Genomic DNA, 24,181 nt, shown 5'->3' with positions numbered 1-24,181 from the left:
CAAGGCTCGGCGTCAACGGGGTAGCCCGATACGGCGATGCCGGGCGCGGCGCGCGGCGAGCCGTTCGTCCGGGTCCTGGGCGCGGAGGGCGGCGAGCTCGGCACCGAGGAGCCGGCCGAGACGGCTGAGGAAGGCGTCGGAGGCGGCGCCGCCGACCTCGGAGGCGTCCCCGACCTCGCGAGCATCCTCTTCGACCCCGGGAGCATCCCCGACCCCGGGAGCATCCCCGACCCCAGGAGCGTCCTCCTCGACGATGCGATCGACGATGCCCTGGGACAGGAGGTCCGCGGAACGTACGCCCTGGCGGGCGGCCACCTCGTAGGCCCGTTCCGTCGTGCGGTGGAGGATCGCGGACGCGCCCTCGGGCGGCAGCGGCGACAGCCAGGCGTGGCGCGCCGCCACGACCCGGTCCGCGGGCAGCAGCGCGAGCGCGGCGCCACCGGCGCCCTGGCCGAGCAGCAGACAGAGGGTGGGCGCGGGCAGGGTCACCATGTCGGCGAGGCACCGCGCTATCTCCGCCGCGAGCCCGCCCTCCTCGGCCTCGCGGCTGAGCGCGGCGCCCGCGGTGTCGATGACGGTGAGCAGTGGCAACCCGAGCTCGGCGGCGATCCGCATCCCGCGCCGAGCGGTCCGCAGCCCGGCCGGCCCCAGCGCCTGCCCCGCCCCCGGCCCCTCGGCGGTCTCGCCCTTGCGGACGCTGCGCCGGTTGTGCCCGAGGACGACGCAGGGCGTCCCCCCGACCCGGGCGAGCGCGAGCAGCAACCCGGGATCGTGCTCCCCGGCCCCGGTACCGCTGAGCGGACTCACATCCTCGGCGGCCACCCGCAACAGATCCCGCACCCCGGGCCGCTCCACCCGCCGAGAGACCCGTATCGACACCTCCGCGGACGGCACGACCGCCCCCGCGTCCGCGTCACCGGGCGTCCCGGGCGCGGATGTCCCGGAGCCGTCCACCGCCTCCGGTGCGACGTCCTCGCGCCGACCGGGCTCCCCCGCCTCCGGCCCGGTGTCGGCGGCGGAGGCCGGTGCCCCACTCTCCGCACCCTCGGGCGCTCCGCTGACCCCGGCGGAGGCGGCGAGCGCAGCTTGATCGTGGGCGCCCGACGCGTCACCGGCGGCCCCGGCCGCCTCCGGCGTGGCGGCGCCATCCGGACCCGGCTCGGCATCACACCCGCCGTGCGCCACGTGTCCGGGGGTGGCCGACGAGGGCGCGGCCTCCATGTCCCACCGGCCCGCGGCCGCCTCGCCGCGTGCGGCGGTTCCCTTCGCCTCCGCCGCCTCCGCGCCGCCACGCCCATTGCCGGACGCGGCGGGCGGATGGCCCCCGGCCGACGAAGCCCCGCGCCTCCCCGGTGGCCCTCCGGGCGCGGGCTCGGCGGAGGCTGCGCCGCCGTCCCCGGGCTGGCCCGCGGCGGGCGCCGCCCCCGCCGCCGGGGCGGGCCCGGGGGCGGCGGCCCCCACGGGCGAGGAGGGCCCGGAGGCCGGGGGCGGCTCGGGCGTCGCATCGCCCGCGCACAGCACCCCCAGCACTTGGGCCGCCACGCCCGACAGGCGGCTCAGCGGGAGGACCGCGTCGATCAGGCCGTGGTGCATCAGGTTCTCGGCGTTCTGGACGCCGGGCGGGAACTCCTCGCCGTAAAGGGCCTCGTGTACGCGCGGGCCCATGAAGCCGATCAGGGCGCCGGGCTCGGCGGCGGTGACATGGCCCAGGGAGCCCCAGGAGGCGAGGACGCCGCCGGTGGTGGGGTGGCGGAGGTGGACGAGGTACGGCAGGCCCGCCGCCTTGTGGTCCGTGATCGCCGCGGCCACCTTCACCATCTGCAGGAACGCGACCGTACCCTCCTGCATCCGGGTGCCGCCCGACGCCGGTGCCGCCAGCAGCGGCAGCCGCTCCGCCGTGGCCCGCTCCACGGCCCGTACCAGCCGCTCCCCCGCGACCACCCCGATCGAACCGGCCAGGAAGCGGAACTCGCAGGCGACCAGCGCCACCCTGCGCCCCTCGATACGGCCCTCACCGGTGATGACCGACTCGTCCAGCCCGGTGCGCTCCCGCGCCCGCTCCAGGTCGGCCCGGTACTCGGGGTCGTCCGTCACGATCTCCACCGGTTCGTCCCAGCCGTGCCAGCTGCCGGGGTCGACGATGGCCCCGATCAGCTCACGGGCCGAGGGGCGGGAGGCGCGGAAGGTGCCCGAGGCATCCGTGGCGCGGGGCGAGTTCGTACCGGTCATATGTGTCACCCTTCCACGCCGTCGGCTCCCCGCAATCATCCGCGATCACCCGCGATCACCTCTGGTAGATCACCTGGGGCACGCCGCCGCCCGGCCAGTCTCAGCCCTACCTGAGCTGTTCCTTAACGGCGCCATAAGACCGGCGAGGAGGCCCCTCGGCGGGGCTAGCGTGCTACGCGTCACCCCCCGACCAACGTCACCCCCACTGGCGTCCCCACCGAAGGAGTCCCCCACGATGACCGCTCGTGCGACCGCTCGCCGACGAACCGCCCGTATCGCCGTGCTCGGCATGGTGCCCCTCGCCCTCACCGCGCTGAGCGCCGACCCGGCCTCCGCGCACGGTTCGATGACGGACCCGGTCAGCCGGGTGTCGGCGTGTTTCGCCGAGGGGCCGGAGAGCCCGGACTCGGCGGCCTGCAAGGCGGCCGTCCAGGCGGGCGGCACCCAGGCGCTCTACGACTGGAACGAGGTCAACATCCCGGACGCCGCCGGGCGCCACAAGGAGATCATCCCGGACGGAAAGCTGTGCAGCGCGGGCCGCGACAAGTACAAGGGCCTGGACCTGCCGCGCGCCGACTGGCCCGCCACCGCCATGACGGCCGGTGAGCACACCTTCGCCTACCGGGCCACCGCGCCCCACCGGGGCAGCTTCGAGCTCTACATCACCAAGGACGGCTACGACCCGACGAAGCCGCTGGCCTGGGACGACCTGGAGGCGGAGCCGTTCGCCAAGGTCACCGACCCCACCCTGCAGGACGGGAGTTACACCTTCTCGGGAAAGGTGCCGGGCAAGTCGGGCCGCCATCTGATCTACAGCGTCTGGCAGCGCTCGGACAGCCCGGAGGCGTTCTACACCTGCTCGGACGTGACCTTCGGCGGAGCGGCCACCGCGGCCAGGGGAGCCGGGACGAAGGCGGGTTCGGCACCCACCGCCGCCGTGCCCAACGACGCCCAGATAGCGAAGGGCGCCGAGAAGTCCACGGTCGATCACCACGGCCACGGCGGTGACAGCGGCACCGAGGCCGACCGCCAGAAGGGGAACCACCCCGAGGCCAAGAGCGCCGAGGTGAGGGCCGCGAGCGCCGGGCCGGAGGGCTCGCAGGACTCACAGGACACGCAGGGCTCACCCGCCGCGCAGAACGGGAGCGCCGCCGACGGGCAGCACCTCGCCGAGACCGGGGGCGACGGGTCCACCGGCCCCCTGGCCATCGGCGGCGCCGCGGTCCTGGCCGCCGGCGCGGCCGTGCTGTTCGCCGTCGCCAACCGCCGCAAGACCGTACGGCGGAGCCGCGGCTGAGCCACCGAGGCGCTGCGGCGCTAAGCCACCGAGGCGCTGAGGCGCTGAGGCGCCGCTGACGCCGTAGGCGTCCACGGCCGATCGGCCGCCGATCGGACGGAGTCGGTTCCGGGGAGGAGGACGGCCCCCCGGGACCGGCTCTCCTTGTTCCCCACGGTTGTTCCCTACGGCGCCTCCTCGGCCAGCGCCGCGTCCAGGGCCGCCGTCAGCCGCCGGACCCGCGCCTGCAGATCCACCGCCTCCGCCAGGCCGAGGCCGCTGGCCTCGATCGCCGCCAGGGGTACGCCCTGGGCGCGCTCCTTCAGCGCCGCCCCCTCCGCCGTGAGCCGGACCGTCACCGAGCGCTCGTCGTGTGCACTGCGCTCACGCTGGACGAGCCCGGCCGACTGCATCCGCTTGAGCAGCGGCGAGAGGGTGCCGGAGTCCAGCCGCAGATACTCCCCCAGCCGCTTGACCGGCATCTCCCCGTACTCCCAGAGCACCAGCATGGCCAGGTACTGCGGATAGGTCAGCCCCGTGTCGCTCAGTACCCGGCGGTAGAGGCTGTCGAAGGCGCGGGAGGCGGCGTGCAGGGTGAAGCAGAGCTGCCGATCGAGCCGGAGCAGTTCATCGGAGGGCAGCGGCTGGGAGGTGGTGGCGCGGTCGGTCGTGCTGTCGGTCGTGGTGCGGTCGGGCTGGTGTGACATGCCTCCAGCGTACCCTTTAGTTGTGCACAACTTAATTGTGTGCTCTACTTTTGCCCGGAGGCGGGGCACCCCGAGCCCCCACCTCCCTCCGACACCGGAACACCAACGGAACACCAAAGGGATGGTCTTCATGGACGCGCTCTACACCGCGGTGGCCACGGCCAACGGACGCGACGGCCGGGCCGTGAGCTCCGACGGACAGCTCGACCTGCCGCTGGCCATGCCGCCCGCCCTCGGCGGCGACGGCAAGGGCACCAACCCCGAGCAGCTGTTCGCCGCTGGCTATGCCGCCTGCTTCGCCTCCGCGCTCGGCCTCGTCGGCCGCCAGGCCAAGGTCGACACCAAGGACATCTCGGTCACCGCCGAGGTCGGTATCGGCAAGGACGCGGCGGACGACGGCTTCGGGCTCAAGGTGACGCTGCGCGTCGAGCTGCCGGACGACCTGGAGAACGAGACCGGCCGCAAGCTGGTCGAGCAGGCGCACCAGGTGTGCCCGTACTCCAAGGCGACGCGGGGCAACCTCGAGGTCGAGCTCATCGCCGAGTAAATCGCCGAGTAAATCGCCGACTAATCAGACGGCCGCCCCCATGGGGGCAACGCTTGGACGCGCCCTGCCCGTACGGAACGAGGCAGGGCGCGCCATGACGGACGAGGCATCCACTTCCGGTGCTCCGTGTTCGCGGAGACGGTGGTGGAGCCTCGTCCGCTTGCCGTCAAGCGCCAAGCGTCAAGCGTCAGTCGTCCGACGCACAGGTCGTCGGCGTGGCGTGTTCCGGGTCAAGGGCGTTGACGGCCTCGTGGAAGGCCAGGCCGTCGGTCAGCCCGATGGTCACGTGCTCGGAGATATCGGTCGCGCACAGGTCCTGGATCACCACGTTCTTGACGTTCGGCCCGGAGAGGAACTGCTCCCGGTACGGCGTGGCGACCTCGTCGTACTTGGTCGAGATGACGGTGTAGCGCACTCCGGGGACGGTGTCGCCGCCCTCGTTGAGCCGCCGCAGGAGGTCCGAGCCGACCACCTGGTCCATCAGCGCCGGGGCGCCCTTGGCGATGATGTCACCGGCCCCGGGGAAGTAGTCCAGCAGCTTCGTCAGCCCGGACAGGGTGGTTCCGTGGTTGGTGGGGGCGATGCCGACCAGGGCGTTCACCTTCGGCGCGCCACCGAGGAACTTGAGGTAGTAGCGGGGCATCATCCCGCCCTGCGAATGTCCGACCATGTCGACCTCGGCGGCGCCGGTGGCGGTGAGCACCCGGTCCACATAGGCGGACAGCTGCTCGGCGGACCGGTCGACCGGCCCCAGACCGTGGAACAGCGGGACGAGGGGCAGTTGGCCGTAGTCGAGGGAGAAGACGCAGTAACCGCGCTCGACCAGGTACGGGGCGAAGCCCAGCCAGTTGTCCACGGAGTTGCCGAAGGTGCCGTGCACCAGGACGACGGGCCGGGGGTGTTGGGCCGAGGGCTTGCAGGAGTAGTCGTTCCAGCCGCTGCTCACCGCCTCCGACGCGGTGTCCGTGGCGAGCGCGGCGGTGGGGGTGGCCGCGGTCGCCGCGACCGCGAAGGCCAGGGCGGGCAGTAAGGTGCGGGTCTTGGTCTTCCGGGATCGCCGGATACGCCTCCGGGGCAGCATCACATGAACTCCTCGCTGGTGGGGGAGAGAGTCGCGCTGACGATGCGCTTGCGCTGCGACCTGCGATCCGGATCACAAGAGTGGTGCGCTCACTCGAAATTACGCGCGAGTAGCAAAGCCATCCAGCCATATGCCGGTGAAGGAACGTTCACGTCCTTTTCACGGGACGTTCGGAAATCCGACGGGCCGGGGTGACACCGGCCACACGGACCACCCCGGACCCGCCCCCGGACCAGCCCCGGACCCGCACCGCGCGGCCACCCCGAACCACCGGATGACCGCGTCGCGATGCGCGTCGCGACGCTCCCCGCGGTGGGCGATCCCCCCAACTGCTCCACCCCGCCGAAGAGCTGACGGATGGTGCCCGTTTCAGCCATCGCACATCCCCCCGAAGAATCGCCCATGCGTTCGAACTCAGGTCGCTGACCGGGGCTGATGAGGTTAGAGTAATCGAACGAGAGTACGATGAAGATATCGGGTGTATGGCCGAAAAGGGGTGGAGTGATGGAGGTGCGGCATGACGGGTTTCGCCCATCTGCACGTCGCGTCCGGCTACTCCGCCCGCTACGGCGCCGCCCACCCCGAGCACCTCGTCCAGCGGGCGGCCGAGCGGGGCATGGGGGCGCTCGCGCTCACCGACCGGGACACGGTCGCCGGGATGGTCCGGTTCGCGCAGGCGTGTGCCGGGGCCGGGGTCCGGCCGATCTTCGGTGTCGATCTGGCGGTGGCGGCCCTTGCGCCCCCGCCGCCCGCCCAGCGGCGCCGCACCCCCGCGCGCGGTGGCGCGCACGTCGTCGAACCGCCGCTGCGGTTCGTGCTGCTCGCACAGAACCGGGAGGGCTGGGCGCGGCTGTGCCGCATCACCTCGGCCGCCCATGCCGGTACCCGTGCCGGTGCCCATGGCACCACCGGCACCGGTGCCCGCACCGCGTCCGGCACGGCACCGGTAGTGCCGTGGGAGGCGCTGCGCGAGCACGGCGGCCCCGGTCTGACCGTGCTGCTCGGACCGCTCTCGGAGCCGGTACGGGCGCTGTCGGCGGGCCGGGAGGACATCGCGGTGAGGCTGCTTGCCCCGTGGAAAGAGATCTTCGGGAGCGGGGTCCGACTGGAGACCGTCGCGCAGAAACGTTTCGGCACCGGTCCGGGATCCCTGCGCCTGGCCGCCCGCACCCTGGCACTGGCCGATCGCACCCGTACCACCGCCGTGCTCTCCAACGCCGTCCGCTATGCCGACCCGGACCAGCACCGCCTCGCCGACGTCCTGGACGCCGCACGGCTGCTGCGGCCGATCGACCGGCGCCGCCTGGACAGCGGGCAGCGCTGGCTCAAGGACGAGCGGGGAATGGAGACCGTCGCGCGGATGATCGCCGAGTGCACCGGAGCCGGGCGTACCGGAGCCGGGCGTACCGGAGCGGATGTCCGGCGGGCACACCGCCTGGTGGCGGACACCGCTGCCACGGCGGCCGCGTGCGTCCTCGACCCCGAGGCGGACCTCGGGCTCGGCAGGCCGCACTTCCCGGAGCCGTCGCTCTTCGGCGTCGGGTCCCGGGCCGACGGTGCGGCACAGCTGCTGCGCAGGCGGTGCGAGGAGGGCCTGGACCGGCGCGGCCTCGACCGCGACCGGGCGGCACTGGACCGGCTGGAGCAGGAGCTCGCCGTCATCTCCGAGCTGGACTACGACTCGTACTTCCTCGCCGTCGGCCAGGTGGTGGCCGACATCCGGGCCGCGGGCATCCGGGTCGCCGCCCGCGGCTCGGGCGCCGGTTCGCTGGTCTGCCACGCGCTGGGCATCGCCACCGCCAACCCGCTCGACCACCGCCTGCTGTTCGAACGCTTCCTCAGCGTGCGCCGGGGCTCGCTGCCCGACATCGACATCGACGTGGAGTCCGCCCGGCGGCTGGAGTGCTACGACGCGATCTTCGAGCGGTTCGGCGAGGAACGGGTGGCGGTCACCGCGATGCCCGAGACCTACCGGGCCCGCCGCGCCCTGCGCGACACCGGCCTCGCCCTGGGCATCGCGCCCGCGGACGTCGACCGGATCGCCAAGAGCTTCCCGCACCTGCCGGCCTCCGACATCACGGGCGCCCTCGCCGAACTGCCCGAGCTGCGGCAGCTGGCGGCCGAGGCACACCGGTACGGACCGCTGTGGGAGCTCGCCGAGGGCCTTGACTCCCTGGTCCACGGGATGGCCATGCACCCCTGCGGCGTGGTCATCAGCGACGCGACCCTCCTGGACCGGCTGCCGGTACAGCCCACTCCGCAGGGCGACTACCCCATGGCCATGGCCGCGAAGGAGGAGATCGAGGCATTGGGCAACATCAAACTCGACGTCCTGGGCGTGCGGATGCAGTCCGCGATGGCCCATGCCGTCACCGAGATCGAGCGGACCACCGGCCGCCGCATCGAGCTGGACGACCCCCGGCAGGTGCCGCTCGACGACGTCTTCGCGTTCAAGCTCATCCAGGAGAGCCGTACCCTGGGCCTGTTCCAGCTGGAGTCGCCCGGCCAGCAGGATCTGCTGTCCCGGCTGCAGCCCCGCGACCAGCAGGACGTCATCGCCGACATCAGCCTCTTCCGCCCCGGCCCGGTCGCCGGTGGCATGCCCGAGCGCTATATCGCCGCACGCCACGGCGGTACACCGGACTACGCCCACCCGGACCTCGAACCGGTGCTCGCCGACACCTACGGCGTGACCATCTGGCACGAGCAGATCATCGAGACCCTGCATGTGATGACCGGCTGCGACCGGGCCCTCGCGGAGATCGCCCGGCGGGCGCTCGGCGACAAGGACCGGCTGCCCGGGATCAAGGACTGGTTCCACGGCCTGGCCCGCGCGCGCGGCTACGGCGCGGCCGTACGGGACGAGGTCTGGAAGACCGTCGAGGCGTTCGGCGCGTACGGCTTCTGCCGCGCCCACGCGGTCGCCTTCGCCGTACCGGCCCTGCAGAGCGCCTGGCTCAAGGCGCACTATCCGGCGTTCCTGCTGGCGGGCCTCCTCGAACACGACCCCGGCATGTGGCCCAAGCGGGTCCTCGTCTCCGACGCCCGCCGCGACGGCGTCCCCGTGCTGCCCGTCGACATCAACCGCTCCCGGGTGAAACACACCGTGGAAGGGGCCGGGGGAGAGCGGTGGGGCACGCGGCTCGCACTGTCCGCGGTGCACGGCATCAGCGAGGAGGAGTGCGCCCGGATCGAGGAGGGGCAGCCGTACGGATCGCTGTCGGACTTCTGGCAGCGGGCCCGCCCCAGCAGACCGGTCGCCGAACACCTCGCGGAGATCGGCGCCCTGAACTCCCTCCACGACGGCCGCCTCACCCGCCGCGACCTGCTGCTCCAGATCGCCGAGCTGCACCGGCAGTCCCGCGGCCGGAGCGCGGGCTCGGGCCAACTGCCGTTCGCCGCCGGGGCCATCGGCGGGGCGGAGCCGAGCGGGCTGCCGGAGATGACCGGCCGCGAGACCCTGAGCGCCGAGCTGAGCACCCTCGGCATCGACGTCTCCAAGCACCTGATGGAGCACCACCACCGGCTCCTGCGGGAGATCGGCGCGACCGACGCGGCGCATCTGGCCGGTCTGCGCGCCGGTCAGCAGGTCCTCGTCGCCGGGGTACGGGCGGCCACCCAGACCCCGCCGATCGCCAGCGGCAGGCGCATCATCTTCGTCACCCTGGAGGACGGCTCCGGCCTGGTCGACCTGGCCTTCTTCGAGGACTCCCACCCGGCCTGCGCCCACACCGTCTTCCACAGCGGGCTGCTGCTGGTGCGCGGCACGGTCCAGGTGCGCGGCACCCGGCGCACCGTCGTCGGCACCATGGCCTGGGACCTGGACGAGATCGCCACCGCCCGCCGGGACAACGGCCCCGAGGCCGCCCTCGCCCTCCTCGGCGCCAGCCATCCGCACCCGACCCCCGCCCAGCCGGGGCGCACCCTGGCCAACGGCACGACGGGGGCCCGGCTGCACCCGTACGCCGACCTCCAGCCCGCCGGCACCCGCTCCGCCGATCTGAGGAAGTTCGGCTACACCAGCCCGGGGAGCGCGGGATGACCACACGCGGGATGACCACACGGCGGCGGCATATCGCCCACCTCCATCTGCACGCCCCGCTGACCGAGGAACAGTACGGCGATGTCATCGAACTGATGTCCGGCGTCACACCGCATGTCCAGGCCGTACCGCCGGGCGCCGTTCAACTGGACCTGACGTCGGCGCTCCGGTACTTCGACCTGTCCCCGTACGACGTGGTCCAGCTGGCGAAGATCAGGCTGAAGGCCCTCTACGGCATCGACAGCAGCGCCGGGCTCGCGGACAACCGCATGCTGGCGGCCATGGCGGCCGACGCGTCCCCGCCGGGGGACACCACCTGGGTCCCGGCCGAACGGGCCGCCGAGTGGCTGTACCCCCGGCCGGTCGCCGCGCTGCCCGGCATCGGCCGCACCACGGCGGCCGTCCTCACCCGGTACGGCCTGCACACCATCGGCCAGGTCGCCGACCTGCCCCCGGCGACCCTGCAACGGCTCCTCGGCGCAGACCGGGCACGGCTGCTGGCCGAACGCGCCCGCGGTCACGACCCCCGCCCGGTCACCCCCGTGGAACCGGCGGCCCACCTGACCGCCGACCACGTGCTCGACCGGGACTGCCTCGACCCGGCACAGCACCACCGGGCCGTCCTCGGCCTGGCCGACCAGATCGGCCAACGCCTGCGCGGCGAGCGCCAGGTCGCCGGGCGGCTCACCCTCACCGTGCGGTACGCCGACCGCAGCTCCACCACCCGCATGCGCACGCTGCCGGAACCCACCGACCACTCCCCCGCCCTCGCGGCGACCGCCCTGGGCCTGCTGACCGCACTCGGACTGCAGCGAGCACGGGTCCGCGCCTACGCGATCCGCGCCGATGACCTGCGGCCGGCCGAAGGCGCCCACCGTCAGCTCTCCCTGGACCCCGGTGACGCACGGGCCCGCGCCGCGGAGGGCGCCGCGGACCGCGCCCGCCGGCGCTTCGGGCCGGAGGCCGTACGTCCAGCCGCCCTGGCGGACTGGCCGCTCGCCGCCTCGTGAACGGTGCCGGTTCTCGTGAGCGATGCCGGTTCCCGACCCCTGCCAACCGGCGGCCGCCCACGTATGCTGATCACCATGACGGAGGGATCACTGCTCGATCTGCTGCGGGAGCAGCGCACCGGCGCGCTCATCACCCTCAAGCGGGACGGACGGCCGCAGCTGTCCAATGTCGCCTTCACCTATGACCCCGCGGCGCGCCTCATCCGGATCTCCGTCACCGACGACCGCGCCAAGACCCGCAATCTGCGCCGCGATCCGCGCGCGAGCTTCTACGTCACCAGCGGGGACCACTCCTCCTATCTGGTGGCCGAGGGCGATGCCGAGCTGACACCGGTCGCCGCCGATCCCCATGACGCCACCGCCGATGAGCTGGTGGAGGTCTACCGCGCGATCCAGGGCGAGCATCCGGACTGGGAGGAGTTCCGCACGGCGATGGTGGCCGAGCGGCGGCTGGTGGTGCGGCTGCGGGCGGAGCGCGGTTACGGCTGGGGGCGGCAGGCCGGACCCCTGAGCGGAGAGCTCGGCTGACCCCACTCCGCCGGCCGGGACCCCACTCCGCCGGTCGGCTTGCCCTGGCAGGTTCTCGCCCTGGCGCGGTGCGCGACGACCCTCATCCCAGGGGCACCAGAACCATCCCTCGACCTCGCTCACCTGAGCGCTGTTGAATCGATTTGAGCACTCCGGCACCCCGCTGAGCACGCCGTCCGCAGGAGCGCGCGACGGTGGACGGGGCCCTTGAGGGGCGCGATGCGCGCGGTGCCGCGCACCCGGTCGCCACGCGGCGTTCCGCGTCCGGACATCCCTCACACGCGACAATAAGCCACCGAACGACTACTTGTAGCGACCGGAAGTGCTCGATCGATGTGCGTTCCTGGCGCGCACCGCGTAGAACTCCGTCCGGTATCTGCAACAACGAGCAAGGGAGTGTTCGAAATGCGGAAGACTACTGGGGCGATCGGGCTGGGAGCCGCACTGGCGATGAGTGCCGTGCTGGGGATCGGCACGAGCGGCGCGGCGCACGCCGCGCCCGCCAAGCCGCAGAGCCTGTATCCGCCGTCCGCGCTGGTCCTGACCGTCGGCTGGGGGGCCGACGCGGCCACGGCCGAGGTCCAGCGGGCGGTGACTCTGAGCTGTCGCCCCACCCCCACCGGCACCCACCCGGCCCCCGCTCAGGCATGTGCCGAACTCCGCTCCGTGGGCGGCACGTTCGGCCAGCTGCGGACCGGGGCGGAGTCCGGCCGGGTGTGCACCAAGGAATGGCATCCCATCACGGTCACCGCCGAGGGGATCTGGGACGGCCGCCGGGTGTCGTACGAGCACACCTTCGCGAACAACTGCTTCAAGAGCGCGGCCCCGACGATGGTCTTCGAGTTCTGACGGCGGTCTTCGCGTTCTGGCGTTGGTCCTCGCGTTCTGGCGTTGGCCCTCGCGCTCTGACGGCGGTCTTCGCGCGCTGATGGACCGAACGTAAAAAGGGAAGGCCCCCGGACACCGTCCACGGGTGTCCGGGGGCCTGCCTTCGTTCACATTAGTCAGCCAGCTCAGCCGATCTCGGCGCCGAACGCGTCCAGCGCCTCAGGCACCGGCTGGAAGAAGGTCTCGCCGCCCGAGGAGCAGTCACCGCTGCCGCCGGAGGTCAGACCCAGCGCCGTGTCGCCCGAGAAGAGCGCGCCGCCGCTGTCGCCGGGCTCGGCGCAGACGGTGGTCTGGATCAGCCCTTCGACCGTCCCCTCCTGGTAGTTGACGGTCGCGTTGAGGCCGGTGACCTCGCCGTCGTGCACCTGGGTGGTGGAGCCGCTGCGCTGCACCGTCTGGCCGACGGTGGCGTCACCGGCCTTGGCGATCTCCTGGGTGCTGCCGTTGTAGAGGTCGACCGCGCTCGGGTGGTCGGTGTCCTTGGTGTACTTGACCAGGCCGTAGTCGTTGCCGGGGAACTCGCTGCCCTCGTTGGTCCCGATCTCCTCGCCGCCCTGCGAGTCCGACCAGCTGCTGATGGCCTCGGTGCAGTGACCGGCGGTCAGGAAGTACGGCTCGCCGCCCTTGACGACGTTGAACCCGAGCGAGCAGCGCCCACCGTCGCCCCAGATGGCGTCGCCACCGGCGATGAAGGTGGAGAACTTCCCGGCCGAGCGCTTCACCTCGACCTTGTCGCCGAGCGCGTCGGCGACCTTGTTGAGGGTGGCCATCCGGGTGCCCTTGACGGAGCTGTCCGCGGTGACGACGACCTTGTTGCTTCTGGGGTCCACCGACCACGAGGTGCCGGGGATGGTGGCCTTCTGCTTCAGCGTCTGACGCGCCTTGCTCAGCTCGGCCAGGGTGTTCGTGACCACCTTGGCCTCGGCCCCGGCCTCCCGGACCTTGTCCACGGCGCCCTTGTTGACGACGTTGACGACGAGCTTCTTGGTCTTGGCGTCGTAGTACGAACCCGCCGTGTCGCTCTTGAGCGAGGAGGTGAGCGTATGGGCGAGCTTTCCGGCGGCGCCGACCGAGAGGGTGTCGGGCTGGGGCTCACCGGGGGCGGCGTTGGCGCTCTGCAGGGTGATGCCGGTGGCGACCAGGGCCGCTATGCCGGCTCCGGCGATGGCGACGCGACGCTTGGGTATGCGACGGTGCTTCAACTCTCTGCCTTCCAGTGGGGGGTTGGGCCCATCGGCAGTGGGGTGCCAGGGCCCGGAGGGCGTAACGACACAGCGCATCTCCCCACTCAGGGGCGCGTCCATGCCAATTTGCGCCGCCGAGTATTCCCATCACCACCGGGTGCGCACAAGGGTGCGTTCACGTCATGGGCGTGAAATTTACCCTGCGGACTCATGTCCGGACATGGCGGCGCCCGCACACCTTGGAGGTGTACGGGCACCGAACCAGTTATCCGGACGAGCCGTCAAACCGGGAGGATCACCGCATGGAATCCCTCAGAGGGCCCCATGCCGGACATCGCCTCCCACGGCTCACCCCATGGCTCATCGCTCGACCGCATGGGGCTCCGGCTCCGCCCCCGGCTCGCGCTCGGTGAGCGTCGGCATCGCCTGCCGGGCGGGCTGGGCCGCCTGCACGGGCTGGGCGGGCTGCGAGGGCGCGGCCTCCCGCTCCGGCTCGGCGGCCGGACCGGCGGCCGGGGCGCCGCCCTCCGCACCGCCCTCCGTCCGGGCCGCCGCCGGGATCTCCTGCTGACCCTTCTCCAGGAAGCGCAGCAGCTCGACCGGGATGGGCAGCACCAGTGTGGAGTTCTTCTCGGCGGCGACCGCCATCACCGTCTGCAGCAGCCGCAGCTGGAGCGCCGAGGGGGTGTCGGCCATCTGGGAGGCGGCCTCGGCCAGCTTCTTCGACGCCTGCAGCTCCGCGTCCGCGTTGATCACCCGGGCGCGGCGCTCCCGGTCGGCCTCGGCCTGGCGGGCCATCGACCGCTTCATGGTCTCCGGCAGCGACACGTCCTTGATCTCCACCCGGTCGATATGGACGCCCCATCCGACGGCCGGGCTGTCGATCATGAGCTCCAGGCCCTGGTTGAGCTTCTCCCGGTTGGAGAGCAGATCGTCCAGATCGCTCTTCCCGATGATCGACCGCAGCGAGGTCTGGGCCATCTGGGAGACGGCGAAGCGGTAGTCCTCCACCGCGACCAGCGCCTCGGCCGCGTCCACGACCTTGAAGTAGACCACGGCATCGACCCGCACGGTCACATTGTCCCGGGTGATGCCCTCCTGGGCGGGGACGGGCATCGTCACGATCTGCATATTGACCTTGTGGAGCCGGTCAACGAACGGGACGATCATGGTGAATCCCGGCCCCCGGGTATTCGAGCGGAGCCTCCCGAGCCGGAAGACCACCCCCCGCTCGTACTGCTTGACCACCCGGGCCGCGGCCAGCACGCCCAGGGCCCCGAGGCAAGCCAGTACCACTATCAGTGTCACGAGCGCATCGACCATCACGGCCACCTGCCGTCCGTATCGCGAACAATGCCCCTCGTGGGGTACTGATGTCCACGATAGTCCGCCCGCCGAAGAGTGGGGAGGGCTGTGGAAAACCCCCGTCCGGCAGCGCGGACGGGGGTTCTCGGTCAGCCTGGTGCGGAGCTGATCAGCGGAGGAACGGCGCCGGTCAGTAGACGTTCACGCCGTACGCGTTCAGCGCCTCGACGACCGGCTGGAAGAACGTGGTGCCACCGGAGGTGCAGTTGCCGCTGCCGCCGGAGGTGAGGCCCAGGGCGGTGGAGCCGGCGTAGAGCGGGCCGCCGCTGTCGCCGGGCTCGGCGCAGACCGTGGTCTGGATCATGCCGTAGACGATGTCGCCGCCGCCGTAGTTGACCGTGGCGTTCAGCGCGGTGACCCGGCCGCTGTGGATGCCGGTGGTGGAGCCGCGCCGGGTGACCGTCTGGCCCACGGTCGGGTTGGCGGCCGAGGTGATGTCCTGGCTGCCGACGGTGCCCTCGGGGGAGACCGAGCCGCTGTACCGGACCAGACCGTAGTCATTGGTCGGGAAGCTGGAGCCGGACGTCGGGCCGATGGTGGTGGTGTGGCCGGAGTTCGACCACCAGGTGCCGGCGCCGTCGGTGCAGTGACCGGCGGTGACGAAGTAGTTGGCCCCACTGCTGTTGCGCACGTTGAAGCCGAGGGAGCAGCGCCAGCTACTCGCGTAGATCGCGTCGCCGCCCGAGATCAGCTTCTGGATCTTGCCGGAGGTCCGCTTGACCTCGATCGCGTCGGCGCTCGCACCGGCGGTGTTCTTGATCTTGCTTATCTCACTCTGGGACACCGTGCTGTCGGCGGTGACCACGAGCTTGTTGGTCCCCTTCTCGACGTACCAGGCGGTGCCCGCGACATCGGCCTCGAGAACGGCACTGCTCGCCGACTTGGCCTCGGCCGCGCTGAAGGTGCGGGCGCCGTCGCTGCCGGCGTAGGCGGCGGGGGCGGCGAGTGCCGTTCCGGCCACCAGGGCGGAGGTCGCGGCGATCAGGGCGATGCGTCTCGCCTGGGTGCTGTGGGGGGCGTTGCGCTTGATCCTCAACTCTTCCTCCGGGGAATCGGGGGTCCGCTTGGGTGGGCAGGCCCGTGAGGCGCAGTCAACGAGCACGCCGACATGACCGATTCGGCGTGCCCCTGACAAGCGCTTCCGGAAGTATTCGTGGCACCGGCCACAGTGCGCAAGAGGACAATTCGGAACAGCCGTCGGGCACACGCCACATGGCCCCGGCGGGTTCAGGCCGCCGGGGCTTGTGCTCCCATCCCCTTGGGTATCCCGTGAGACGGACGCGCGGGCGATCGGGTTCCGTTATGGCGCGGACGTATCGCCCCCCGTCGGCAGAGCCGCCGCGCGGCCGCTCAGCTCCCCTCCCCCGGACGCCGAAGCCCCAGGTGGTCGCGGAGTGTCGGACCGGTGTACGCGGTGCGGAACACCCCGCGCTCCTGGAGCAGCGGCACCACCCGGTCCACGAAGTCATCGAGCCCGCCGGGGGTCAGATGGGGCACCAGGATGAAGCCGTCGGCGGCGTCGGCGGCCACGAATTCCGCCATCTCCGCCGCGACCGCCTCCGGGGTGCCGACGAACGACTGCCGCCCGGTCGCCTCGATGACGGTCTGCCGGATGGACAGCCCCTTCTCCTCCGACAGCGCCCGCCACTTGGCGGCGACGGCCAGCGGATCGCCATGCCGCACCCGGCCCTGGGCCAACTGGGACCCCGGGTCGGGGTCGATGTCCGGAAGCGGCCCGTCCGGGTCGTAGCCGGACAGGTCCACGCCCCAGATCTGCTCCAGGGTGAGGATCGCGGTCTGCGGCGAGACCTGCTGCCGCCGGATCTCGGCGGCCCTCTCCCGGGCCTCGGCCGGGGTGTCGCCGAGCACCAGGGTCACCCCGGGCATGATCTTCAGCTCCTCGGGGGCGCGCCCGTACCGCGCGAGCCGCCGCTTGACGTCGGCGTAGAAGGCGCGTCCGGCCTCCAGCGCGCCGTGCCGGGTGAAGATGATGTCGGCGGTCGAGGCGGCGAACTCCCGGCCCTCGTCGGAGTCCCCGGCCTGGATCACCACCGGATGGCCCTGTGGCGAGCGCGGCACGCCGAACTCACCGCCGATGGTGAAGTGGTCGCCGCTGTGGGCGAACGGGCGCGGCGTGCCGTCCGGCGTCCAGGAGTCCCACAGCTCACGGGCGGTGGCGAGGAACTCGGCGGCCCGGGTGTAGCGGTCGGCCCGGTCCAGGAAGCCGCCGCGCCGGAAGTTCTCGCCGGTGAAGGCGTCGGAGGAGGTGACCACGTTCCAGGCGGCGCGGCCCCCGCTGAGATGGTCCAGGGAGGCGAACCGGCGGGCCAGCTCGTACGGTTCGTTGAACGTGGCGTTGACGGTGGCGGCCAGCCCCAGCCGTTCGGTGACGGCGGCCAGCGCGTTCAGCACGGTGATCGACTCGGGCCTGCCGACCACGTCGAGATCGTGGATCCGGCCGTTGTGCTCGCGCAGCCGCAGCCCCTCGGCGAGGAAGAAGAAGTCGAACAGCCCGCGCTCGGCGGTGCGCGCGAGGTGTTCGAAGGAGGAGAAGTCGATCTGGCTCCCGAGGGCGGGGGCGCGCGAAGCGCCCCGGCCGGGGGTGGTGGTCGGGACGGTCCAGACGGTGGTGTTGTTGACACCGGGGAAGTGGGCCGCGAGATGGATCTGCCGGGGCCGCGAGGTCATCGGACGGCCTCCCTCTCCAGGGCGTAGCGGTTGGCCGGACGGGAGAGCCCCAGGTGGTCACGGAGTGTCGCACCGGGGTAGAAGGTGCGGAACAGCCCCCGGTGCTGGAGCAGCGCCACGGTACCGTTGACGAAGCGTTCCAGGTCATGGCGTGGGGCGACGGGGGTGATGTGGAAGCCGTCCACGGCGTCTGCGGTGTGCCAGCCGGTGATCAGCTCGGCGAGCTCCACCGGTCCCCCGCGGTACAGCGGAGGCCCGCCCGGCGTGTCGGTCAGCGGGTCCTGCGGCGCGCCGCCCGTGGCCGGGGAGTTCCCGGGCGCGCCCTCCCCGTCGGCCAGGTCCACGGAGACGGCGGCGAGCACGGTGAGCGCGCCGGGCTCCCGGCCGTACGCAAGCGCCCGCCGCCGCAGTTCGTCGCGGATCCGGCCCGCCTCTCCCGGGGAGGTGGCGCGGATGTACGCCACATCGGCGTGTCGCGCCACGGTCGGCCAGGTCACCGGGTCGGTGGCGGCGACGGCCACCACCGGGTGGCCCTGTGGGGGCCGGGGCACGATGGCCGGGCCGCGCACCGTGAAGTGGGCGCCCTCGAAGTCCACGTAGTGCAGCTTGTCGCGGTCGATGAAGCGGCCGGTGGCGGTGTCGCGGATCTCGGCGTCGTCCTCCCAGCTGTCCCACAGCCGGGCCACCACATCGGCCACCTCCCCCGCCTCGGCCCACAGCTCCCCGGTGGGGGCGGCGGGGCGGCGGCCCACCAGCCGCGCCTCCGCCTCCGTCGTCGACACCTCGATCCGCCAGCCCGCCCGGCCGCGGCTCACCCAGTCCAGGGTGGCCACGGACGAGGAGAGATGGAACGGCTCGGTGTGGGTGGTGGTGACGGTCGGCACCAGTCCGATCCGCCCGGTGGCGGGCGCGACACGCGCGAGGACGGCGAGCGCGTCGAGCCTGCCCCGGCCCGGCCCCGGGGGGCCGAAGCTGTCGTCCAGGGTGATGAAGTCGAGCACGCCGTCCTCGGCGAGCCGGGCGAGCTCCACGTAGTACGGCGCCTGGTACTGCCCGTCGCCGTCGATGGCGGCGGCCAGGTGCAGGGTGCCGGTCGGTACGGCCATGGTCGGGGCCTTCCTCGGTCGGGCCCTCCTCGGTCGGGGCCTTCGTCGTTCCTCGGGGGTCAGCGCGGGGGGCAGCGGGTCATGACGTGGGCAGCCCGGGCGGGTTGATCTCGGACTTCTTCACCGCCTCGCTGGAGAGCCCCCACCGCTTCAGGACCTTGGCGTACGAACCGTCCTCGATCACGTGGTCCAGGGCCGCGGCATAGGCGTCGACCAGCCCGCTGCCCTTCTTGGTGGCGGCCGCGATCTTGCCCTGCACCTGGGCGCCACCGCCCGAGAAGCGGCCGATGATCTGGGTCTGGCCGGCCGAGGCGACGTGGTAGGCGGCGGTGGGGTTCGGGCCGAAGTAGGCGTCGATGCGGCCGGACTGGAGGGCGAGGTAGTAGTCGGTGTCCTTCTGGAAGTACTTGATGTCCACGGGCTTGCGGCCCGCCTTCTCGTTCTGCTTGCTCCAGTCGACCAGGATCTTCTCCTGGTTGGTGCCGGAGGAGACCGAGACCGTCTTGCCCGCCACGTCCTCCGGCCCCTTGATCCGCCAGGAGGTGCCCTTCTTGGCCTCGAAGGCGAGGTCGTCCAGCCGGTAGGTGGCGAAGTCGTACTTCTCCTTGCGCTCCTCGGTGACCGTCACATTGGAGAACACGCCGTCGAACTTGGAGCTGTCCAGGCCGACGAAGAGGTTCTCCCAGGAGACCGGCTGGAAGTCGATCTTGAGCCCGAGGGTGTCGGCTACCAACGTGGCGATGTCGAGCTCGGAGCCGATCCGGGTCTTGTCGTCGGTCGCGTAGAAGCCGAGCGGGGCGGAGGCGTCGCTGCTGCCGCCGATGCGCAGGGTGCCGCGCTCACGGATCGCGGCCGGGACCTTCGCCGCGATCGAGTCGACCTTCTTTCCTCTGACGCGGTGCTGGTCCGGGCCGATGTTGATGGAGTTCTTCGAGCCCTTGGAGCCCACCGACTCCTGGGCATCGCCCTCGCCGCAGCCGCCGAGCAGGGCGGAGGCGGTGAGCGCGGCGACGGCGGCGAGGGTGCGGCGGGTCTTCACGGGGGTGCTCCTTGCGTGGCTCGCGTAGCTGAACAACGGGGGTCTGGTGGTGAACAACGGGGGTCTGGTGGAGACCTGTGAACGGGTGAACATCGGCGGCCTCAGAGGACCTTGGAGAGGAACGCCTTGGTGCGCTCGTGGCGCGGCGCGTCAAGCACCTCGGCGGGCGTGCCCCGCTCGACGATCCGGCCGCCGTCCATGAAGACGACGGTGTCGGCGACCTCCCGCGCGAAGCCGATCTCATGGGTGACGACGATCATCGTGGTGCCCTGGTGGGCCAGGTCCTTGATGACGTCAAGGACCTCGCCGACCAGTTCGGGGTCGAGGGCGGAGGTCGGCTCGTCGAAGAGCAGCAGCTCTGGCTCCAGGGCGAGGGCGCGGGCGATCGCCACCCGCTGCTGCTGGCCGCCGGAGAGCTGCCGGGGGTACGCGGCCGTCTTGTCGGCCAGGCCGACCCGGGCGAGCAGCGCCTCGGCGGCGCTCACCGCCTCCTTCCGGGGACGGCGCAGCGCCGAGACCGGCGCCTCGACGACGTTCTCCAGCACGGTCAGATGCGGGAAGAGGTTGAAGTTCTGGAAGACGAAGCCGATCCGGGTGCGCTGCCGGAGGATCTCGCGTTCGCGCAGCTCGTAGAGGCGGTCGCCCTGGCGGCGGTAGCCGATCAGCGAGCCGCCGACGCTGATCCAGCCGCTGTCCACCTTCTCCAGGTGGTTGATGGCGCGCAGCAGGGTGGACTTGCCCGAGCCGGAGGGCCCGAGGACGACGGCCACCTCCCCCGAACGCACCTCCAGGTCGATGCCGCGCAGCACCTGGAGGGACCCGAAGCTCTTGTGGACGGAGCGGATGTCGACCATGGCGGTCATCGGGCGGCCCCCCGAGAGAAGTGGCGCTCGACGTAGTACTGCGCGACCGAGAGCACGGTGGTCAGGATGATGTACCAGACGGTCGCGACCATCAGCAGCGGCACGACCCGGCCGTTGCGCCCGTAGATGACCTGCACCTGGTAGAAGAGCTCGCCGATCGCCATGACGGAGACGATCGAGGTGCCCTTGAAGAGCGAGATGACCTCGTTGGCGGCGTTCGGCAGGATCGACCGCATCGCCTGCGGGAGCACGATCCGGCGCAGCTGCCGCAGCCGGGGGATGCCGAGCGCGGCCGCCGCCTCCAGCTGTCCGCCGTCCACGGCGAGGACCCCGCCGCGCACGATCTCCGCCGCGTAGGCCGCCTGGTGGAGGGCGAGCCCGAGCACCGCCGCGCTCATCGCCCCGACCAGACCCGCGGTGTCGAAGGAGAAGAAGCCGGGGCCGAAGGGGATGCCGAAGTCCAGCCGCTTGTAGAGATAGGTGAGGTTGAACCAGAACAGCAGCTGGACGATGAGCGGGATGGAGCGGAACGCCCAGATATAGGTGAAGGCGACCGACTTCAGGAAGGGGCTCTTGGACAGCCGCATGAAGGCCAGGACGATGCCGAGGGCGAAGCCGAGCGCGGTGCCGTAGAAGGTGAGCTGAATGGTGATCCAGACCGCCTTGAGGATGGTCTGGGTGGTGAAGAAGTTGGCGAAGACGTCCCACTCCCAGCCGGGGTTGGTGATCAGGCCGTGGGCGAACTGGGCCACCAGGACCGCGGTGACGACGACGGCGGCCCAGCGCCAGGGGTGGCGTACCGGGACGACCTTGAGGGCGGAGTAGTCATCGTCTTCGGCGCCGTTCGCGTGGGCCTTGCCGACGGGTGGATCGGAGGTCAGGGACATGGAGAGGGTCCTTCGGAGGGAGAGCGGAGGGTGGTGCGGGAGTGGTGGTCTCGGGGGTGGTTCCGGAGGGGTGGTTCCGGAGGGTGCTGAGGCGGTGCGGACCCAAGCGGTGCGGATCAGGCGGTGCGGCTCAGGCGGTGCGCATCAGGCGGTGCGCATCAGGCGGGCGGTTCGGCTCAGGCGGTGAGCGTGGCGCGACAGGACAGCTCGCGCACACAGAGCAGCAGGGCGCGGGCGGTGGCGTCGTTCTGCCGGAACGCGGGCGCGTTGGTACCGGGCCGGGCGAAGGCGCCCGAGGCACGGGCCTCGGTGTGCGGGCCGAGCGCGAAGCGGCGCGGATGCGGGCCGCCCGCCCGGTCCAGGACCCGGCCGTCCGCGGGGCTGACGGCGAGCAGTCCGGCCGGGGTGGCGGCGGCGCCGTCGCGGTGCAGGGAGCGCAGCAGGGTGTCGCGGGAGCGGTCCACGGTCGGCTCCGGCAGCCGGGCCTCGACCAGCGCACGGGCCTCGACGGCGGCTCCGGGCACACTGGCGGAGCTCGCCCGGAACACCCCGCGCACCGGATCGGTGGTCACGGTCATCTCGGCGCCGAGGAAGCGGACCACTCCGGCGCGGGAGAGCGCGAGCAGCTGCTCCAGCCGGGGCCCCGGCGGACCGGAGGCGAGGAAGCTGAAGAAGCCGTGCCACCAGCCGCCGATGTCGCCGAGCCGGATGAGCTGGCCGTAGACGGAGAGCAGGGCGAGGAAGACGGCCAGGTCGGGGCTGTGGGCGGGGTCGTGGCGGCGGGCGAGGTCGGCCTCGATATGGCCGCGCAGCGCCTGCCGCAGGGCGTCGTGGTCATCGAACCGCAGCCCGGCCAGGGGGCGGTCGAGGGCGTCGAGGTCAAGCCGGTCGGCCGGGTCGGGGACGGCCGCGGCGACCAGGACGTCCAGGTCGGGGCTGCCGGGCGGGCAGGCGGCGTACTTCTCCTCGAACGCGGACCACTCCCCGGCCACGCGCTCGGGATGGGCGGTGAACAGCCGGTGGTAGTGGGCGAACCCGAGCTCCTTGGCGATCAGCGGCCAGACGTCGCGCCGGAAGTCCGGCCGCCCGGGGCGGGAGAGCAGCGCGTCGACCTCGGCGGGGCCGAAGAAGCGCGGCACCGGGGGCCGTTCACCGGCCAGCGAGTAGCCGATCTTGGCGTGGTACGGCACGCCGCGCCGCGAACCGGCGTACAGCACGGGCTCGCGGCCGGAGGGCCGGTAGACCAACTCGCCGTCCGCGCCGCGCTCATAGCGTCCACCGCGCCCCTCGGTGAGCAGCACCATCAGATCCACGAAGGCGAGGCCGAGGCCGCGCACGATCACCGGCTCGCCCGCGCGCAGCGCGCCCACATCGCTGTCGGCGGTGAACTCCGGTGGGAGGTGGACCAGTTGGTGCTCGGCGGCGAACGCGGTGAGCGCGCGCTGTTCGGCGTCCGGCTCGGCGTCGAGGTGGCCGAGGGCGAGGACCACGGCATCGGCGGTGAGCGGCGCGGTCCGCCCCTCCAGCCACACCTGCTGGCGTCCGTCGCGCGGCCCGGTGACGCGTACGGCCCGGTCCCGGTGCTCATGGACGGTGGTCCCGGGCGGCAGCTCGGCCACCGACCGCTCGTACACCCAGCGCAGATAGGCGCTCTGGAGCCGTCTGGTGGCGAAGCTCCGCCCGGTCAGGGCGGCGGCCTCGGCGGCGAGTTCGGGCGGCAGCTCAGCTCCGCGGGCCTCACGGGCCGCACGGACCCCGCGGGCCCATTCGGCGAGGGAGGGGCCGGGGCGTATCGGGCCCTCGCGCTCCACCGACTCGTCGGTGAACATGGTGACGTCCTCGGCCATGGAGTTCATCCACAGCAGCGGGGACTGGTCCGGGCGCCAGATGCGGCCGCCGCCGGGCGGATGCGGATCGACCAGATGCAGCTCGAACGGGGCGCCGTCGCCGTACAGCTCGGGGGCGTTGGCGGCGATGCGCTCGATCAGACCGGTGGCACGCGGGCCCGCTCCGACGATGACCACGGTTGCGGGTGGGACGACGGTGGCGGGTGGGGCGACCGTGCCAGGTGGAACGAGCGTGGCGGGTGGCCGGAAGGGGTGGTCCGGATGCGCGGGACGGTCCGGGTTCGCGAACATGCGGAGGCTCCGTGAGTTCTGAAGTGAACACACGCATGGCCTTCACCACACGCCGGGCCCCTCAGCCCGACTACGGCCGGGCCCCTCAGCCCGGCATGGACCCGAGATTAAGACGACCCCACGGTGCACTGTCAAGGCCGTCCGAACTGTGAACAGCGCGTCTCACCGCAGTTGACGCGGAAGCGGAAGGCTGCTCCACTTGTCCCATGGACTCACGGCGGCGACTGGTCACGCGCGACCACATCGACTTCGGTCGGGTGTGGTCGTCGTCCTGTTCGGGCTGACCGCCCGCCTCCGCTGCCGTAGGGATTCCCTTCCCCAGCGCCTCGAGGCTTCGCCCGCGCCCGCCGGATTCCCTCCCCGGTGCGGCCGCAGCACATCCGCGTCGTCACGCGCCTTCGGCCTTCCCACACACGCCAGTGCCCCACCCTTCCCCTCGGCCCGTTCGCCTTTCCCCTCCCCGCCCCTTCCCACAACCAGAAGCTCCGCCCCTGGAACCCCCGTCTCCCCGGCAAGCGGCGAAGCCCCGGCCTGTCCGGGGGGCCTGGGCCGGAAGCCCCGAACGAGTCCCGCCCGCCCGAGGTCTGGGGCGGAGCCCCAGTT

General features: G+C 72.2%; 18 protein-coding genes. 6 read left to right on the top strand and 12 right to left on the bottom strand.

Features of this window, described 5'->3' with window-relative positions:
- Nucleotides 1-12 precede the first annotated feature (12 nt).
- Nucleotides 13-2,229 (bottom strand): carboxyl transferase domain-containing protein, encoded by a 2,217-nt coding sequence (locus VT50_RS31460; RefSeq protein ID WP_046086448.1) that lies wholly within the window; start codon nt 2,227-2,229, stop codon nt 13-15.
- A gap of 235 nt (nt 2,230-2,464) precedes the next feature.
- Between VT50_RS31460 and VT50_RS31455 the strand changes: the two genes are divergently transcribed.
- On the top strand, nt 2,465-3,526 hold the full coding sequence (locus VT50_RS31455) for a lytic polysaccharide monooxygenase auxiliary activity family 9 protein (RefSeq protein ID WP_046086449.1): 1,062 nt from the start codon (nt 2,465-2,467) through the stop codon (nt 3,524-3,526).
- Between the two features lie 164 nt (nt 3,527-3,690).
- Here VT50_RS31455 and VT50_RS31450 read toward each other — a convergent pair whose 3' ends face one another.
- Nucleotides 3,691-4,212 carry a MarR family winged helix-turn-helix transcriptional regulator gene (locus VT50_RS31450; protein ID WP_046086450.1) on the bottom strand — a complete coding sequence of 174 codons (522 nt, stop codon included), beginning with the start codon at nt 4,210-4,212 and terminating at the stop codon, nt 3,691-3,693.
- A gap of 130 nt (nt 4,213-4,342) precedes the next feature.
- Between VT50_RS31450 and VT50_RS31445 the strand changes: the two genes are divergently transcribed.
- The gene (locus VT50_RS31445) at nt 4,343-4,759 is read left to right on the top strand and encodes an organic hydroperoxide resistance protein (protein ID WP_075200355.1); all 417 of its coding nucleotides are present in this window, start codon (nt 4,343-4,345) and stop codon (nt 4,757-4,759) included.
- A 187-nt stretch (nt 4,760-4,946) separates the two neighbouring features.
- Here the strand turns inward: VT50_RS31445 and VT50_RS31440 are convergent, their stop codons facing one another.
- Nucleotides 4,947-5,840, bottom strand: coding sequence for an esterase/lipase family protein (locus tag VT50_RS31440; protein WP_046086452.1), 894 nt, complete (start codon nt 5,838-5,840; stop codon nt 4,947-4,949).
- Between the two features lie 517 nt (nt 5,841-6,357).
- Here VT50_RS31440 and VT50_RS31435 point away from each other — a divergent pair.
- From VT50_RS31435 to VT50_RS31420, 4 genes are all read left to right on the top strand, one after another.
- Complete coding sequence (locus tag VT50_RS31435; RefSeq protein WP_046086453.1) at nt 6,358-9,882, top strand: DNA polymerase III subunit alpha; 3,525 nt, start codon at nt 6,358-6,360, stop codon at nt 9,880-9,882.
- Nucleotides 9,883-9,893: 11 nt separating this feature from the next.
- A complete protein-coding gene (locus VT50_RS31430; protein ID WP_046086465.1) occupies nt 9,894-10,892 on the top strand; it encodes a DNA polymerase Y family protein in 999 nt (332 codons plus the stop codon).
- Nucleotides 10,893-10,967: 75 nt separating this feature from the next.
- On the top strand, nt 10,968-11,420 hold the full coding sequence (locus VT50_RS31425) for a PPOX class F420-dependent oxidoreductase (protein ID WP_240529384.1): 453 nt from the start codon (nt 10,968-10,970) through the stop codon (nt 11,418-11,420).
- A 405-nt stretch (nt 11,421-11,825) separates the two neighbouring features.
- A complete protein-coding gene (locus VT50_RS31420) occupies nt 11,826-12,269 on the top strand; it encodes a subtilase-type protease inhibitor (protein ID WP_046086455.1) in 444 nt (147 codons plus the stop codon).
- A 164-nt stretch (nt 12,270-12,433) separates the two neighbouring features.
- Here VT50_RS31420 and VT50_RS31415 read toward each other — a convergent pair whose 3' ends face one another.
- The 9 genes from VT50_RS31415 to VT50_RS31375 all read right to left on the bottom strand — a co-directional run bounded on the left by VT50_RS31415 (nt 12,434) and on the right by VT50_RS31375 (nt 23,578).
- Nucleotides 12,434-13,510 (bottom strand): S1 family peptidase, encoded by a 1,077-nt coding sequence (locus tag VT50_RS31415; protein ID WP_046086456.1) that lies wholly within the window; start codon nt 13,508-13,510, stop codon nt 12,434-12,436.
- A 342-nt stretch (nt 13,511-13,852) separates the two neighbouring features.
- Nucleotides 13,853-14,815, bottom strand: a complete 963-nt coding sequence (locus tag VT50_RS31410) for a slipin family protein (RefSeq protein ID WP_046086466.1) — start codon at nt 14,813-14,815, stop codon at nt 13,853-13,855.
- Nucleotides 14,816-14,987: 172 nt separating this feature from the next.
- Nucleotides 14,988-15,893, bottom strand: a complete 906-nt coding sequence (locus VT50_RS31405; protein WP_046086457.1) for a S1 family peptidase — start codon at nt 15,891-15,893, stop codon at nt 14,988-14,990.
- Nucleotides 15,894-16,207: 314 nt separating this feature from the next.
- Nucleotides 16,208-17,545, bottom strand: coding sequence for an NtaA/DmoA family FMN-dependent monooxygenase (locus VT50_RS31400; RefSeq protein ID WP_079343930.1), 1,338 nt, complete (start codon nt 17,543-17,545; stop codon nt 16,208-16,210).
- Nucleotides 17,542-18,651: an LLM class flavin-dependent oxidoreductase gene (locus VT50_RS31395; protein WP_046084215.1), complete on the bottom strand. Its 1,110-nt coding sequence runs from the start codon at nt 18,649-18,651 to the stop codon at nt 17,542-17,544. The genes VT50_RS31400 and VT50_RS31395 overlap by 4 nt, the downstream gene beginning before the upstream one ends.
- Before the next feature lie 79 nt (nt 18,652-18,730).
- Nucleotides 18,731-19,690 carry an ABC transporter substrate-binding protein gene (locus tag VT50_RS31390; protein WP_046084216.1) on the bottom strand — a complete coding sequence of 320 codons (960 nt, stop codon included), beginning with the start codon at nt 19,688-19,690 and terminating at the stop codon, nt 18,731-18,733.
- Nucleotides 19,691-19,791: 101 nt separating this feature from the next.
- On the bottom strand, nt 19,792-20,544 hold the full coding sequence (locus VT50_RS31385; protein ID WP_167396642.1) for an amino acid ABC transporter ATP-binding protein: 753 nt from the start codon (nt 20,542-20,544) through the stop codon (nt 19,792-19,794).
- 5 nt (nt 20,545-20,549) lie between these two features.
- A complete protein-coding gene (locus VT50_RS31380; RefSeq protein ID WP_046084218.1) occupies nt 20,550-21,440 on the bottom strand; it encodes an amino acid ABC transporter permease in 891 nt (296 codons plus the stop codon).
- A gap of 176 nt (nt 21,441-21,616) precedes the next feature.
- On the bottom strand, nt 21,617-23,578 hold the full coding sequence (locus tag VT50_RS31375; RefSeq protein WP_240529383.1) for an FAD/NAD(P)-binding protein: 1,962 nt from the start codon (nt 23,576-23,578) through the stop codon (nt 21,617-21,619).
- Between the last annotated feature and the right edge of the window lie 603 nt (nt 23,579-24,181).

Source organism: Streptomyces antioxidans, assembly GCF_000968685.2.
In the GTDB taxonomy this organism is placed as follows: domain Bacteria; phylum Actinomycetota; class Actinomycetes; order Streptomycetales; family Streptomycetaceae; genus Streptomyces; species Streptomyces antioxidans.
The sequence above is the reverse complement of the archived record's forward strand: the minus strand, read 5'-3'. Positions and strand labels throughout refer to the sequence as shown.

Coding starts and splice junctions, on each gene's coding strand:
- VT50_RS31455 (WP_046086449.1), top strand. CDS start 2,465: ATGACCGCTCGTGCGACCGCTCGCCGACGAACCGCCCGTATCGCCGTG.
- VT50_RS31425 (WP_240529384.1), top strand. CDS start 10,968: ATGACGGAGGGATCACTGCTCGATCTGCTGCGGGAGCAGCGCACCGGC.
- VT50_RS31410 (WP_046086466.1), bottom strand. CDS start 14,815: ATGGTCGATGCGCTCGTGACACTGATAGTGGTACTGGCTTGCCTCGGG.
- VT50_RS31385 (WP_167396642.1), bottom strand. CDS start 20,544: ATGGTCGACATCCGCTCCGTCCACAAGAGCTTCGGGTCCCTCCAGGTG.
- VT50_RS31440 (WP_046086452.1), bottom strand. CDS start 5,840: ATGCTGCCCCGGAGGCGTATCCGGCGATCCCGGAAGACCAAGACCCGC.
- VT50_RS31395 (WP_046084215.1), bottom strand. CDS start 18,651: ATGGCCGTACCGACCGGCACCCTGCACCTGGCCGCCGCCATCGACGGC.
- VT50_RS31430 (WP_046086465.1), top strand. CDS start 9,894: ATGACCACACGGCGGCGGCATATCGCCCACCTCCATCTGCACGCCCCG.
- VT50_RS31445 (WP_075200355.1), top strand. CDS start 4,343: ATGGACGCGCTCTACACCGCGGTGGCCACGGCCAACGGACGCGACGGC.
- VT50_RS31400 (WP_079343930.1), bottom strand. CDS start 17,545: ATGACCTCGCGGCCCCGGCAGATCCATCTCGCGGCCCACTTCCCCGGT.
- VT50_RS31450 (WP_046086450.1), bottom strand. CDS start 4,212: ATGTCACACCAGCCCGACCGCACCACGACCGACAGCACGACCGACCGC.
- VT50_RS31435 (WP_046086453.1), top strand. CDS start 6,358: ATGACGGGTTTCGCCCATCTGCACGTCGCGTCCGGCTACTCCGCCCGC.
- VT50_RS31420 (WP_046086455.1), top strand. CDS start 11,826: ATGCGGAAGACTACTGGGGCGATCGGGCTGGGAGCCGCACTGGCGATG.
- VT50_RS31375 (WP_240529383.1), bottom strand. CDS start 23,578: ATGTTCGCGAACCCGGACCGTCCCGCGCATCCGGACCACCCCTTCCGG.
- VT50_RS31460 (WP_046086448.1), bottom strand. CDS start 2,229: ATGACCGGTACGAACTCGCCCCGCGCCACGGATGCCTCGGGCACCTTC.
- VT50_RS31380 (WP_046084218.1), bottom strand. CDS start 21,440: ATGTCCCTGACCTCCGATCCACCCGTCGGCAAGGCCCACGCGAACGGC.